The 14,368-nt window shown below is 57.4% G+C and carries 11 protein-coding genes; 5 read left to right on the top strand and 6 right to left on the bottom strand.

From position 1 onward, the window contains the following. Positions 1-28 precede the first annotated feature (28 nt). Positions 29-1,390 carry an ATP-binding protein gene (locus tag JS531_RS02490; RefSeq protein WP_214312142.1) on the bottom strand — a complete coding sequence of 454 codons (1,362 nt, stop codon included), beginning with the start codon at positions 1,388-1,390 and terminating at the stop codon, positions 29-31. 534 nt (positions 1,391-1,924) lie between these two features. Between JS531_RS02490 and JS531_RS02485 the strand changes: the two genes are divergently transcribed. From JS531_RS02485 to JS531_RS02470, 4 genes are all read left to right on the top strand, one after another. Beyond that, on the top strand, positions 1,925-2,923 hold the full coding sequence (locus JS531_RS02485) for a hypothetical protein (RefSeq protein ID WP_214312140.1): 999 nt from the start codon (positions 1,925-1,927) through the stop codon (positions 2,921-2,923). Between the two features lie 230 nt (positions 2,924-3,153). Continuing rightward, positions 3,154-4,242 carry an acyltransferase family protein gene (locus JS531_RS02480; protein WP_214312138.1) on the top strand — a complete coding sequence of 363 codons (1,089 nt, stop codon included), beginning with the start codon at positions 3,154-3,156 and terminating at the stop codon, positions 4,240-4,242. A 48-nt stretch (positions 4,243-4,290) separates the two neighbouring features. Next, on the top strand, positions 4,291-5,277 hold the full coding sequence (locus JS531_RS02475) for a DUF6625 family protein (RefSeq protein WP_214312136.1): 987 nt from the start codon (positions 4,291-4,293) through the stop codon (positions 5,275-5,277). Positions 5,278-5,304: 27 nt separating this feature from the next. After that, positions 5,305-6,462, top strand: coding sequence for a glycosyltransferase (locus JS531_RS02470; protein WP_214312135.1), 1,158 nt, complete (start codon positions 5,305-5,307; stop codon positions 6,460-6,462). A 20-nt stretch (positions 6,463-6,482) separates the two neighbouring features. On the opposite strand, the gene JS531_RS02465 is transcribed toward JS531_RS02470, so the two are convergent. The 3 genes from JS531_RS02465 to JS531_RS02455 all read right to left on the bottom strand — a co-directional run bounded on the left by JS531_RS02465 (position 6,483) and on the right by JS531_RS02455 (position 11,050). Then, positions 6,483-8,003 carry a lipopolysaccharide biosynthesis protein gene (locus tag JS531_RS02465; protein WP_214312133.1) on the bottom strand — a complete coding sequence of 507 codons (1,521 nt, stop codon included), beginning with the start codon at positions 8,001-8,003 and terminating at the stop codon, positions 6,483-6,485. A 5-nt stretch (positions 8,004-8,008) separates the two neighbouring features. Then, complete coding sequence (locus JS531_RS02460) at positions 8,009-9,805, bottom strand: thiamine pyrophosphate-binding protein (RefSeq protein WP_214312131.1); 1,797 nt, start codon at positions 9,803-9,805, stop codon at positions 8,009-8,011. A gap of 66 nt (positions 9,806-9,871) precedes the next feature. Beyond that, positions 9,872-11,050, bottom strand: a complete 1,179-nt coding sequence (locus tag JS531_RS02455) for a polysaccharide pyruvyl transferase family protein (RefSeq protein WP_214312123.1) — start codon at positions 11,048-11,050, stop codon at positions 9,872-9,874. Between the two features lie 105 nt (positions 11,051-11,155). Between JS531_RS02455 and JS531_RS02450 the strand changes: the two genes are divergently transcribed. Then, entirely contained in the window at positions 11,156-12,133 is a 978-nt protein-coding gene (locus JS531_RS02450) for a glycosyltransferase (RefSeq protein ID WP_214312121.1), read from the top strand. A 73-nt stretch (positions 12,134-12,206) separates the two neighbouring features. On the opposite strand, the gene JS531_RS02445 is transcribed toward JS531_RS02450, so the two are convergent. After that, on the bottom strand, positions 12,207-13,250 hold the full coding sequence (locus tag JS531_RS02445) for a glycosyltransferase (protein ID WP_214312306.1): 1,044 nt from the start codon (positions 13,248-13,250) through the stop codon (positions 12,207-12,209). After that, complete coding sequence (locus JS531_RS02440; protein WP_214312119.1) at positions 13,247-14,365, bottom strand: acyltransferase; 1,119 nt, start codon at positions 14,363-14,365, stop codon at positions 13,247-13,249. The genes JS531_RS02445 and JS531_RS02440 overlap by 4 nt, the downstream gene beginning before the upstream one ends. Positions 14,366-14,368 lie beyond the last annotated feature (3 nt).

The raw sequence follows: 14,368 nt of genomic DNA, 5'->3' as shown, positions 1-14,368 counted from the left end.
GGTTCGAAACGGTCCATTCGATGACGCTCTACTGGCGTAGGAACCATTTCCAGGCAGGCACCTGTCTGATGACGGCGTCACCCCTTCGATACTCGCGTTCCTCTCCTTCACCCACGATGAGGGTTCCTTCGGCCAATTGCTGTTCCTCCATGAGCTCCCAGAGAGCTCGCGTCTCGCGTTCCGCCGTTGCGGCGTCGTCCATGCGGACCGTAACCTGAATCGGTTCGTATTGCTCCTCTTCGAGGGCATCTCCCACTACGAAGTCGACTTCATAGCCATGCGTCTTGGTCCGGCATGACGATATACCGTCTCGACGGAACCCCACCGTTCTGCGCCGCAGCTCGAGATATACGGCATTCTCCAACCGTTGCCCGTCATCCCGAACACTTGCGGTGCTTGTCGCCGCTGCCAATCCGGGATCGACCGCATAGACCTTCGGCATGGAAGTGGATCTTTCCCTGAGCGACATGGAGAATTCGCGCACCCGGAACAGCAGATACGCGTCTTCGAAATATTCCATCAGGTCTCCTAGCATCTCCCTACTGGTGTTCAGACCAATCGACCGCATATCGTTTTCGATTCTGCGGATGGACAAGGTCTTGCCATTGCAGCCAAGCGCGCGTCTTGCAAGCGTCGATGCGACTCGAGGCCGCGTGATGTCATGACGTTCCACGACATCACGGGAGACCACACGCTGCACATACGACTGCAGCAGCGACACCCGCTGCGGGACCGGCAGCCCCTGGACCGCGGGGAAGCCGCCCTCTTCCAAGTACGCGCGCATGGCGGTCGACAACATCACCCGCTCTCTTGTGGAGTATCCCCCGGTCTCATCCCGGTCCAACAGGTCCTCCCCGACGAGTCCGTTCGCATGCAGGTACTCGCGGAAGGAGAACGGCAGCAGTTCGAAGTCCAGAGCACGACCACGGAACTCGGTGGAGATCTCCTTCGACAGCATCTTCGACGAGGAGCCGGTCACGTAGATCGTGGCCTTGGTGGTGTCAACGATCCGCCGCAGCCATGCACCCCATTCACACATCTCCTGCAGTTCATCGAAGAACAAGTACAGTCCTTCATCCAAGGCCTCCGGATGCATTGCGATGAATGTCTCAATCGCATCGTCGCCGACCGCCGGCGTGACGTCGCCCAATCTGTCGTCTTCGAAATTGATGTAGCAGATACGGTTCCAGCCGATTCCGGATGCATTCAGGGACTCCATCTCCTGAAACAGACGATAGCTCTTGCCGCTCCGTCGCATGCCGACAATCACCTTCACCAGATTCCCCACCTTGGGCGGCAACGGTCTGCCCAAATCCAATTCACGCGGCGTGATTGGTTGATAGTCCTCGATTCGGAAACCCCGAAGCTTCTCCGCAATAATCGGGTTCATGGCGTCACCTCCACAACTGGTAAGAGCATTTTACCAGTTTTTTCGTTTTTGGTAGCACGTCCAAGCCAGTTGACATAAATGGCATACGACACAAAACCAGGTCACATCAAATCTTGCGGGCAACGTGTTCTCGGCGTTGACGCCCGACGGTGGGGTTTCAGGTTGGCGCAGTTGCGAATGCCCTTGCGGGCATCCCCCGGTGTCTGTTGGCTACCCTGTCGTCCTTCACAGCCACGGTACGGGCCCGAAAGGCACGTCCATCGTTCTTTTGCTTTTAAAAGCAAAAGAAAAGCATAAGAACACACAAGAGGTTTTCGTTGGAAAATGGCCATTCCAGTGCGGCAACCACCACTGTGGACCCTTCCCGAGGCAAATGACAGGCAAATGAACGGACAGGGCACGTACGCGCCACGCTCTCCACCGCGACACGCTACGGATTCAGGTACCACCTACGTTGTTTTTCTGAGAAGATTACTGGGCATCAGCTGGAAAGAACCAGCATACGGCCAGCGACACCACAGAAAGAAAGAGAAGATGAGCAATCCCGAGATGCCGCCGACACCAGATGACGCCGTCCGACACGACGAGCCCGGCCCTTCGGCACCGGACAGCCAGTCGAACGCATATGCCGCACCGGCGGCGAGCGCCGCGGAACCGTCGACCTGGAGCGGGACGACCCCGCCCCAGAACCCCGAACAGCTGCACCCGGAATCGCAGACGCCTCAGCAGCCAAATCCGCAGGCTCCACATCAAAGCGCACCCCTACAGACCATCCTCCCTCGCAACACCATAACCTTGAAGAAGTCGGCATTCGCCACAATGATTGGTGCGATAATACTCGCGCTCATCAGCGGTTTCTTCATGGGCAGCAGTTTCATGGTGAATCAGTCCAATGCCGATATCCAGGCGGCACAGGCCTCCGCAAAGAAGTGGAAGAAGCAGTACGAGCAGCAGAAGGCGTACAACGAACTGAGGGACATGGGTATGCCGGGACCGAACGATTCCGATGACACGGGAACCGACTCCGGCACATCCTCCGACGACGACGCCAACAGTGTCACCGGACTCAACAAGCCCGCCGTCAACGGCGGCATCGAGATGAAGGTACTCGAGGCCAGCGAACAGGCGACCATCAGCTACGATACATGCGGCGATGGGTGCAGCAACCACGAGTACGCGCCCAAGTCCCCAGATACGAACACGAAGTATTGGGTCGTCAAGGTCGAAGTCAAGAACAACACCAGCAGTCCTCTCGACATCACATGCGGCTACCCGTACGAGATAGTCGCGTTCAACTCAAAGAGCCAGCAGTACACCCCCATCAGAAGTCTCTACCAAGTCGAAGGCAATCCGGAATGCAACGCGCAGCTGCAGCCGGGTCTTACGAGTACAGTCACCTACCCATTCCAGACACCGGCCGACGCGACGATGGTCGGCATCGGATTCCGTGATGTCGGCGACATTCTTAATGGCAAGGCCGGCGAAGACGACCCCACCTACATCATTACCGACGACAACTACACAATCAACTGACGCAATATGGCGCCACCGGCGGAACTGTCTATTTGATGTGTCTCGGTTCTTTCCCACCTCATTGCGGGTAGGACGGGAATCGGGACATATCAATTTCAGGACAGTACCGGCATACTTATCCAATACCCCCTATAGAATGGCCGACCGCCCCCGATAGGGTGATGCAACGAGGGTGACGCAACGTCTCCACGCCGGAATACACGACAGAAAGATGAGCGCCGGAACCGCCTATGCCGAAACGACGTAACTCCAGCCTCGAGCTGCTGCGCCTGCTAGCGATGCTCGCCATCGTGTTCCATCATGCCATCGTGCATAACGGCGATGGCCTCGATATGATCGATAGTGTCCCAAGTCGCGTTTTTCTCGAATTCGCAGGCATCTTGGTCGGCAAGACGGCGGTCTGTCTATTCTTCATCATCAGCATCTGGTTCCTCGCGGACCGTCAACTCACGTTCAGGGGTTCATGCCGCCGGGTATGGATTCTGGAACGTGAGATTCTGTTCTACAGCGTGCTGTGTTATCTCGTCTGCGCCCCGATGCTGGGGACCTTCTCGCCCACGACATTCGCCGCCCGTCTCTTTCCCGTGATTACGGGTGAATGGTGGTTCGTCAGCGACTACGTGCTGCTCATACTCGCGCTGCCGTTCCTCGTTACCGTGCTGAAGGCGCTACCGGCACACGAACATGGCGTACTCGCCATCTTTCTGGCTGTGTTCTTCGGGTTCGTGCAGTATCTGCCGTATGTCGGCTGGGCCTTGAAGGATTCCTCCGACATCATGGGATTGCTGGCATTGGCCACCCTCACCTGCTACATCCGCTGGTACGCCTGCAGGACGCAACGACCCAGCTCCTGCGTCCTGCTGGTCGCAGGAGCGCTGTCACTGGCATTGCTCATCCTCCTATACGTCTTGCGCATGGACGTCCGCATAGCCGGTCGTCTTTGGACGCCCATGCAGGATTGGCATAGTCTTCCTGTCATCGTTCTGTCCTTCGTCATCTTCCTTGGCGTCAACCGGCTTACGCCACATCATTGGCCGATTATCGACCGTATGGCCTCAGGAACATTCGCCATCTATCTGATCACGGATACACCTGAAGCCGAGTTCCTCCTTTGGACGAAGCTGTTTCCGCTCCACCGCATCGCAGATACGCCGATGCCAATCGCCATCATCACACTCATCAGCATCGGTCTGTATACGGCTTGCATCGGTATCGATCTAATACGTCAGACACTGTTCCGTGCAACCATCGATCGGAATCCAGGAGCATGGTTCGACATAATCGCTCCTCAATCTTTCGAACGGCACGGCGCATCTTAAACAATCTTATCAGCATTACGCAATACAACTGCCAAAAGGACGACCCCAGTGAATAAATGCGCATTCATCATTCCTTACTACGGTAAGTTCCCCAACTATTTCCAGCTTTTTCTGGACAGTTGCGACAAAAACTCGGACTATGACTGGCTCATCTTCACCGACGACCACACGGATTACAACTACCCGGATAACGTGCATGTCCACTATGAGACGTTCAAGGATATGCAGGAACGCGCACGACGATGCTTCGACTTCCCCATCAGCTTGGAAAAGCCTTATAAGCTCTGTGACTACCGACCGGCATACGGGCTGCTCTTCGCCGATTATCTGACCGAATACTCGCACTGGGGGCATTGCGACTGTGACCTGATCTTCGGCAAGCTCAGCGATTTCATCACTGACGATATGCTGGATCGGTACGAGAAAATCTTCGCGCAAGGACACTGTTCCATCTACAAGAACGATGACGACGCCAACAAGGCATTCATGCTGCCGCTGAATGGCGAACTAATCTATCGCAAAGTGCTCGCAGAGAATCGGGCATTCACGTTCGACGAAAGCTATCTGCCGACGAACGTGAATCGTATCTTCGACCAGAACGGCCTTCCCATCTTCAAATGCGATTTGTCCGCAAACACCGACTCTCGCAGCAGCATATTCCAGCTGACCCATTACGATGCAACGTTGGATGCCTACATGACGGAGCGTCCAATGCGCGCGGTCTACACATGGAAAGACGGTGTGCTCAGCCGCTCATACTATCGTCTTGGTGAATTCAGGACGCGCGAACTCATGTACATGCATCTGCAACGTCGCCATATGGACGTCGACCCCACATTGGCTCGCAGGAGGGGGGGGGATGCGGTAATCCAGATTCTGCCCGGTCTGTTCACCGTTCTTCCGGTCAATAACGTGACCAAAGACAATTTCAAAACCATCAAGTGGAAACACCGCACCAATCATCGGAGAACTATCCTCATCGGCGATTTTAAATTCCAATATCGTCGCATCAGGCGCAAGCTCTTCCACAAATAAACAATTAATCATGTGAAAGGCTCTTTCATGTCCACCTCCGCACCCGTTCGAATCCTGCAATGGGGGATGCTGTCCGGTCTTGGCGGCATCGAAACATTCATGATGAACCTCTACCGGAACATCGACCGGTCGAAGGTGCAATTCGATTTTCTCGCCAACCACGCGGCATCGCCTCTTGCGTTCGAGGACGAAATCCTCTCCATGGGAGGACACATTCACCGGGTGATGTACACGGCCTCGGAGAAACCATTCGGAGCGAACAAGGCCTTGCTTGAATTCTACCGTTCCCACCCGGAGATAGCCGGTGTGCACGTTCACGCGAATTTTCCCTATGCCACACCGCTCGCTGTGGCCCAAAAGGCCGGCATTCCGTTGAGGATCCTGCATTCACATAATGGTGGCAGCCTTGATTTCACTTCCGGTCAATCAGCGTTGCATCGGTTGAAAGCCGGGTTGCATACGATAATCGCCAATCATGAGATCAGGGCCGACGTCACCGACTATTTCGCGTGCTCTGACACGGCGGCGGAATTCATGTTCCCAGGCAAGCCCTACACGTGGATCAGGAACGGCATTAACACCAAGCACTTCGCCTTCGACACGGCGACGCGCGACTCGATTCGTGCCGAATGGGGAATCGGCGGGAACACCACGGTCATCGGGTATTGCGGCCGGTTGAAAGAGGAGAAGAATCCCCTGTTCCTCATCGACGTGTTCGCCGAATATCATGACATGAATCCCGATTCCGCACTCGTCGTCGTCGGCGATGGCATACTATGCGATCAGGTCACGCAGCGCATCGCCGAACGGCACCTCACCGACCATGTGAAGATGCTCGGAGGGAACCACAAGGACGTCGCACCGTACTATCAGGCCATGGACGCCTTCATACTGCCCTCCCTGCATGAGGGATTCCCCGTCGTACTGCAGGAGGCGCAGTGTTCCGGCCTCCCCTGCCTCGCCTCAACCAATATGACTGCCACGGCGAATACCGTGGATCTTGTCACGTTCAGGAATCTGGATGACGGGGCAAAGGCGTGGGCCACCCAACTGCGCGACATTCTGGCGTCCGTGCCGCGCACCGACCATTCAGCACAGCTGCGGGAGGCGGGATTCGACATGGTCGATGTCGCACGTTCCATGGAACACTTCTATCTGGAGAAGGCCGCGGTCAGGCGTGGGTGAGGGCAGCCAATCCGCCGACTTCACCCACGCCTGCGGCGGAGGAACCCGAGCAACCGCTTGCGTTCCTCCCTGTTCAGCATGATGAGGCAATTCACCGCCAAGGCGACCGACATGCAGACCGCCGCCGCGATGAAGAAGTCCAGCCAGCTCGTCACCGCGAAGATCTGCTCGTACACCATGCAGATGAGCACCACGGGAATCAGGCACAGCGTGCTGCGGGTCAACGTCCAGAACATGCGCGGGAACGCGTAGTCCAGGCATCTCGCCGCGTACCACGGCAGGAACAGGAAGTTCTTGAGGGTGTCGAGTATCGCCTGCACGAGGATGATCGCCCAGATGCCCGCATCGGTCCATGCGAGCAACGGAATGACGATGACGATGTTCAGCATGCCGCACACGAGGAACGCCAAGGCAGGCACTTTGAGCTTGCTCGTGACGATGAACACGTTGTTCAGCACCATGCCGCCGCAGGAGAACAGGGTGGGGATCAGCGTCAGCACGGACATCCATTGCAGGAACCCCACGTTCTGGCCGGGAACCCACAAATCGAAGAACGACGTACCGAAGACGATCAGGAAACCGACCGGCAACGTGTACATGGCCGCCGTTGTCTTGAGGGAGAACGCCATGAACCGGTGAAAATCCTCCTGCCGGTCCTTGGCATAGTACTGCATGAGCTGCGGCGCGAATACACCGACCATGGTGCTGCCCAACGACACAAGCACGCTGGGGACCATCTTCGCCAGCGAATATTCGCCTCCGATCTGCGGACCGACGAATAGATTCGCCAGGTACAGGCTCAATGTGACGAGCAGCGTATAGCTGAGTGAGTCGATGGAGTTCCACACGCCGGACGACAGCAGTTCCTTGACCGCCTTGCCGCTGAACCGACCTTTGCGCACGCCGAGTTCCGGCGTCAACGTCCTCGTGTAGTGGATGTTCGCCACGCAATTGTATACGGTGACGATCAGCATCGTGGCGGTGATGTAGTAGATCTTCGGCTGGAGCGCCGCGAACAGACCGATCAGAACCGCCGCGCGCAACAGGTTGGATTCGATGTTCCTCAGGGAGGATTTCTCCAACCGGTTGCGTACATAGTAGACGCAGCCGAACACCGATAGCACGAGCGAGATCTCCGCTCCCAGCATGGAGAAGAGGAACGCCCACCGTACATCGTCCAGCAGGTTCGCCGGCACGTTCATAATCCACTGCGGGAACGCGGAGAACAGGAATCCCGGCACGGCCAGTACGACGGCGAGCAGCGAGTTGGCGATGAACACCGACTTGAAGTACATGTTCGCCTTGTCCATGTCATCACGGTTGTATGCCAAGGCGATGTACCGGCTCGCCATGGAGTTCAGCGCGGTGGTAAGAATCGTCGTGTAGCCGATGATGTTGTTGATCAACGGCACGAACCCGTAGGCGGTCGTCCCCAGCGTGCTGACAATGTACGGTGTCAGGAAGAAGTTGACGCCGAACTGCACCGCAAAGGCGATGGCCGTGGCCGCCATGTTCACGGCCAATCGTTTCTTCTCACCCATATCGGCTACTTGATGGCCTTCTTCAGCTGACGCAACGCGTTCGTGGGGAGCACCTTCTTCAGCGCCTGCTTCGCCTCCCCCTTCAGTGTGCGCGTATTGTCGATATGCAGCACCATCTCATGCGCGGCGTCCTCGTCCGCCGCCGTGGTGAAACATTCGAACAGAATCGGGCGGTCGCCGTCCTCGGCAAGGAACTCGTCGCTCACGGCGAGGAACTCCTCCTTGCTTCCGGCCGACAGGTAACGGAATCCAAGCGACTCGGCCCACGCCTGCGCCGGCGACGGACCATGTCCCGGCTTGCCTCGGGTGAGACGATCCTCGAAATGATCGATGTTATGCCGTCCTGCGGCGATGAAATCATCGGTCTGTTCGCCGAACTGGGAGCCGATGTGGGTGGATACCTTGAATTCCGCACCGACATTGTTATTGACGAGCAGAACTCGGACATTTCGTCCCACGTAACGATTGCCAAGCGAATTCATATCATAGAAGAACGCGAGGTCTCCCAGTACCACGAAATGCAGTTTATCGGGACGAGCAAGGTTTGCTCCGATGAGTGTGGATAATGCCCCATCGATACCAAAACCGCCGACATTGCAAGCCGTCTCGACGGAAGAATCAAATTCGAAGTTGTTCCATGACCGTGCCGAGTTCAGAATACCGAAATGGACGACGCTATTCGATGGTATCTTACCGGACAGTTGCTTGCCAATCCACAAATTCGAGAAAGGAAAGTCCGGAATCGTCTTACGCAGTCTCTCATCGTATTGTCTCCACGAAAACTCATACGGATTATCCGAGAAGCTATCGCCCTGAGAATAATGCTCAAAGAAGGTTTCCTTGGAGCACTGGAACACCGCATCAAGCCGCTTGAATCGTCTCCTGAATTCACCATCATCGGATACGCGCCATACCTTAATCGGTTTGCCATCCAGATAACCCATGATCTCATACGAACTGCTTTGTTCCCCCAAGTGAATGATAAGATCCGGAAGCAGTTCCTGCGCTTTCGGATTACCTTCCACAAGCTGCTGACAGGCAAGCGCGCCACGGACAGCATGCTTCCCACGGTAACCGCTCACATTGTTAGTCAGGACAACGGCGTTATGGTGCTCCACGAAAGCGTCGAGCACCGCCTCCTGCTGTTTGCTATAGGCACGCTCGGCTCCCATCACAATCGCGATTCTGCTATTGGAATCCAATTGTGGCCACTCGTTCTCCATGGTGTACCGCATGATCCTGCGCACCAACGGAAGTGTGGTAGTGGTGAACGTCGCTGCATAATTGCTGATCAACTGGATATGAACGGGACCGCCACCATTACGTGACAATTCGGAAAGGGCACGGTTGACCAGCAGTTCTGCATAGGAAGCGTCGGCAACATTATTCACAGGGTCGAGATTCACCGAATACTTGGCGATGTCATGCGGAATCTGAGAACGATCCAGAGTCTGCTCAGTGAGGTTGCCGACGTTTCGGGAAGAATTCATTGAGGTAACCGCCAGAACCGGAAGTTTTCGGTAATAGGCTTCGGTCAATCCCGGCATATAGTTGCGGGAAGCGGTGGCGCCAGTGCATGAGAGCACCACAGGTTCGCCCGATTCATTGGCAAGACCGCAGGCCATATATGCCGCGGAACGCTCATCATAGGCGGAATACGTCTCGAAATACGGGTCGTTCTGGATGCTGCCGGACATCGGGATATTGGTGGTTCCCGGCGAGAGAATCACCTTGCGGATGCCGTATTCCTTCAGGAGCGCAATCAGGATCTGCGCGTTTCGTTCATCCGTATATCGGACCATTGTCGTTTCCTCCGTCTCTGCCAATTGAAATGTCTTATTGGTTACAAGCACGCACCTCATCCGCTGTCAGCGAAGCGCCTGCTCCAACCACGTGCGGGAGATGGTGCGCTGCCGGTACAGTTCAGCGCTGATGCGCGCATAGTCGAGTTCCGGCATCGTCACATCCGCTCCGCTCTCGATGGACGCATCGAGATCGAACAGACGGAACAGCGTCTCCATGCGCGAGTTCATCTTGTCGTTCTGCTTGATACCTTCGCGCGCGAATACGCGGAACGGCTTGTCGAACAGCAACGAGAAGCAGCAGGCGTGATAGGAGTCGGTACACACATACGCGGCCTTGGAGAACAGTTCGACAAAATCCTGCGGTCCGGCGATATACGTCTCGGGATCGGACGGATCCAATATCCTGCGCACCGTGCAACCGTGCGCCTTGGCGAACGCCTCGATGGCGGCGCCACGCTCCTTGGAGATGCCCCCCAAGAAGTATGTGAGCACATAGCGCTCACCCTCGGGAACGAAGCCGCGCGTGATTGTCCGCCACTGTTCGGCGGGAACCATCAACGTCGGGTCAAGCACCACGGTGGCTTTCCTACCGGACAATTCCTCCACCAGTTCCTTCGCACGGAATTCACGCACACCAATCATCGACATGCGTTCCAATGCCAGACGGAAGATGCCCTCGTTCTCCTCCCTGACATGATCGACGCCGAAGCTGGCCGCATACGACATCACCCGTTCGGACGGGGCGAACATACCCAGACGAATCTTCAGATCCGCTTGGGACAGGTGACGGTCGTTCCACACCTGATCGGAGCCGAGTACGATCTTGTCGAGATCCCTTCCATTGGGGGAAAGCCCCTTGGCCTGCGAGATCGTCACCGGCGATTTGCCGATGTACTTCGCGGTGAATCTGAGTTCCTCCCACCGCCGCCGGTATTCCAGATTAGCGGGATTCGGCACATGCCCCAGCACCGCCTTCTTCACTTCCGACAGGTTCCTGCGCGCACTGATCTTCGCAAGAGAACCACCGTCCGCCGCATCCAGATAATGCTGGATCGTCGTCGCCGTGCCGTAGCTGGACAGCAACGTCTCCAACGCGTAGTTCTGGAGACGGTTGCCGTAGTTACTCGCGGTATCATTGATGGTTAGAATTCCGTATCGTTTCGCGGTATCAATCAGAGCCATATGAGTCTTGTCCTTTGAGAAACAGGGGCAGGGCTTGTGCGGCCGAAGACCGTCCTTCAATATATCTGACACCCCCTACAGCCACCACGCCCCATCCCCGTCCATCCCCCCGAAGACCATGGTTACCTGCAACAGTTATGACCCCGCTGGTAAAAGGAGCCAACCATGTCGCAGTCCCCTTTGATTTCAATCATCGTCCCCGTATACAACGTCGAACGGTATCTGGATGCGTGCATTTCCAGCATCGTCAATCAGACATATCGGAATCTCGACATCATCATCGTCGACGACGTCTCCCCCGACCACTGCCCCGAACTGTGCGACCGGTGGGCCACGAAGGACACACGCATCCGTGTGATTCACCGCGAACGCAACGGCGGCCTCTCCGCGGCCCGCAACAGCGGCATCGATGCGATGAGGGGCGCATACGTCTCCTTCGTGGACAGCGACGATGTCATCGCGCCGGAGATGATCGAGACGCTGGTGTCCGATGCTCTCGCGCATGACGCGGATATCGTGTCCTGCGGCGCCAACAAGGAGACAGAGGATCTCGGAACCGTCATCGCCCCGATGGTGCCGCCGACCCGCACCCTCACCGGCGAACAGGCCTTGGACGAGTTCCTCCACTGCACCGGGAACATTCTGGATTGCGCATGGGGCAAGCTGTACCGGGTCACGCTGCTGGAACGGTCCGATGCTCTCCGGTTCCCCATCGGACTCAACAGCGAGGACTTCTATTTCAACGCCATCGCCTTCCATCTCGCCAATCGGGTGCATGTCGAGGGCAAGGCCCTCTACCAGTACCGCATGCGCCCCGGATCCATCACCAACGGCACATTCTCGCAACATTCCTTCGACCGCATCACCATCGGCGAGATGATCGTCAAGCAGCTTCGTACTCTGGGATGCGCCAATACCGCGGGTATGGCCTACTACCGCATGCAGAAGCATTATGACGTGCTGTTCTCGCTGGTGCGGTCGCACCGTCCCAAAACCCAGATCGGCGAGTACGCCGCACGGCTACGAAAGACCGCCGGCCCCGTCTATCGCGACACGAAGGTGACGTTCGCGCGCAAGGCGCGCATCTTCTGCTTCAGCCACTGGCCCCGCGCCTATTACGCGCTGAATCGGCGCATCCGCTAAACGCGGCATCTCGCAGAGCCGGTGGCCCGCGGGGAATGGACGCCCGTCATCCACCGGCTTCGATGTCGCCCCATCATCGGCGTCGAAGCCGTTTCAGTGTGGCGATCGACCAGCCGTAGAAGCGGCAAGGCACGGTTCCGCCGCGCAGGCACATCGCCGCCAGCTTGTTGCGCGATCCGATGGGTCTGACTTTGCGCACGAAGTCCCTCACCGTGGCATCGTCCGCGATGGCGCGCACCTGCCCGCGCCGATACCGGCCGCTGCGGGAATGATCCTCATACAGGAAGTTCAGGCACAGTCCCACTCCCCCCCCCAGAAACAGGTTGTCGAACACGACGGCGAACGGGGGGTTCCATCGGGCGATAATCGGCGAGACATACTCCCATACGGCTTTATGGCTGTCGAACAAGGCCGGCTGATAATGTCCGGCGGCACTTCCTGAACGCACCACATAATGGTAGAGCCGATCCGGCACCACGCTCACCCGTTCGACGGCGGCGTATAGGGGGAAATCGAAATAAGAATCCTCGTCGGCCACCACACCCACGGGAAACCGTGCGCCGACCGTGCGCACGAAATCCGTGCGGAACAGTTTGTTCCATGAGGGATACGCGTAACGCTCCGCGGCGAGTTCCGCGAATCCCGCCGCGAAAACCGTGTTCTCCGCGAATGTCAGATTGAACGAACGCGTCTCGTCGGTCTTCGTCAAAGAACCGTCCGGCTGCAGCGTATTCGTCTCGTACCCACAGAACACGATCTGTGCGTCGTCAGCGATGGCTCGTGCGACCAGTGTCTCGACGAGATCCGGTTCCACGAAATCATCGGCGTCCACGAAATACAGGTATTCGCCGTGCGCCTCGTCGATGCCGTGGTTGCGTGCGGCGGACACGCCGGCGTTCGTCTGATGAATCACCGTGACACGCACATCCTTCGCCGCCCACTCATCGCACATCCGCGGGCAGCCATCCGGCGATCCGTCGTCGACGAGGATAATCTCCAGATTGCGGTATGTCTGGTCGACGATGCTGCTCACACACCGGTCGAGATACCGTTCCACGCCATATACCGGCACGATGACGGACACCAAGGGCTGCTGCTCACTCACATGGCAGTTCATACGGTCTCCTTGCGATTCGCGAATCGTGCGTCGATAGCGCCGGTCAGCTTGTCGAACCATTTGCCCCTGTTTCTGTCCACGGTCACGCGGAACAGCAACCCGCGCGCCTGATCCAGCACCATGCAGGCGAGGAACACCACGCACCCCGCGCCGACGAGTGCGGGAATCAGCGCGATTGGATGGTCTGCGGCGAGCGCGGCGAAGTCAAACAACGGGTTGTGCCAAAGCCATTGGCGCACCGTCGGGTATTCGGAGATGAGGTACACGCCGAACGTGGAGGACGCAATCGTGTTGACCACTGCGTTATGGAACTCGTGCCGTTCGAACAGCACGAACAGCGCCAACCCGACCACGAGCACAGGCAAACGGAACTCCACCTTGCCGAGATACACCTGCAGCACCTGCAAACGGCCCGTCATCGCATACAGGACGCCGCCGCCAACGGCTCCGGCGGCGATGAGCGCGTAGCCTCCACCGAGCATCCACCATGCGGTGACGTCCCGCATCGGTCTCATATGCCAGCGGTAGTACGTGATAATCACATAGATGTAGACGAAGCTCAGATAGTTGCCGCCGGGCAGTCCCACGGCGGACAGCGGCATGACCATGTCAAGGCCGGTGAACAGCACGAACATCACGATGGCCAACGCACCGTGCGCGGTCTTATCCAACGCGCGCAGTCCGGCAACCAGGAACGGGAAGAACAGCAGGAACACCGCGTAGGCGGCCGGATACCACCACAGTCCGGTGATGGTGGGGAACAGCGAGGAAGTGGCCAATCGGACACCGGCCTGCGACCGGTCGAACGCCACCGTCGCCGCGAGCAGCACGAGCGACCAGAACAGCATCTCCCGTTCCAGAATCCATACGCGACACAGTCCTGCCTTCACTCCCCCGGCTTCGGACAGGTACCATGCAGAGATGGCGAAGAACGCGACCACGCCCACCTTGCCACCGGAGTACAGGAACGTCTCGATGAGCACCTTGTTCACGCCGAACGGCAGTGCGAGCGCATCAAGGTTCGTGAACATCACGCAATGGCTGGTGACGATCATCAGCATGGCAAGGATGCGCAGCGTCTCGATGCTGGAGTTGCGTTGTGAGTGTGACGCCATAGG

The sequence above is a fragment of the Bifidobacterium sp. CP2 genome (assembly GCF_018555635.1).
Lineage (GTDB): Bacteria > Actinomycetota > Actinomycetes > Actinomycetales > Bifidobacteriaceae > Bifidobacterium > Bifidobacterium saguinibicoloris.
This window is presented reverse-complemented; position numbering and strand designations above follow the sequence as displayed.

Bases quoted from the DNA above. Each gene is read 5' to 3' on its own strand.
- JS531_RS02450 (WP_214312121.1), top strand. From the start codon at position 11,156: ATGTCGCAGTCCCCTTTGATTTCAATCATCGTCCCCGTATACAACGTC.
- JS531_RS02460 (WP_214312131.1), bottom strand. From the start codon at position 9,805: ATGGTCCGATATACGGATGAACGAAACGCGCAGATCCTGATTGCGCTC.
- JS531_RS02440 (WP_214312119.1), bottom strand. From the start codon at position 14,365: ATGGCGTCACACTCACAACGCAACTCCAGCATCGAGACGCTGCGCATC.
- JS531_RS02485 (WP_214312140.1), top strand. From the start codon at position 1,925: ATGAGCAATCCCGAGATGCCGCCGACACCAGATGACGCCGTCCGACAC.
- JS531_RS02480 (WP_214312138.1), top strand. From the start codon at position 3,154: ATGCCGAAACGACGTAACTCCAGCCTCGAGCTGCTGCGCCTGCTAGCG.
- JS531_RS02445 (WP_214312306.1), bottom strand. From the start codon at position 13,250: ATGAACTGCCATGTGAGTGAGCAGCAGCCCTTGGTGTCCGTCATCGTG.
- JS531_RS02465 (WP_214312133.1), bottom strand. From the start codon at position 8,003: ATGGGTGAGAAGAAACGATTGGCCGTGAACATGGCGGCCACGGCCATC.
- JS531_RS02470 (WP_214312135.1), top strand. From the start codon at position 5,305: ATGTCCACCTCCGCACCCGTTCGAATCCTGCAATGGGGGATGCTGTCC.
- JS531_RS02490 (WP_214312142.1), bottom strand. From the start codon at position 1,390: ATGAACCCGATTATTGCGGAGAAGCTTCGGGGTTTCCGAATCGAGGAC.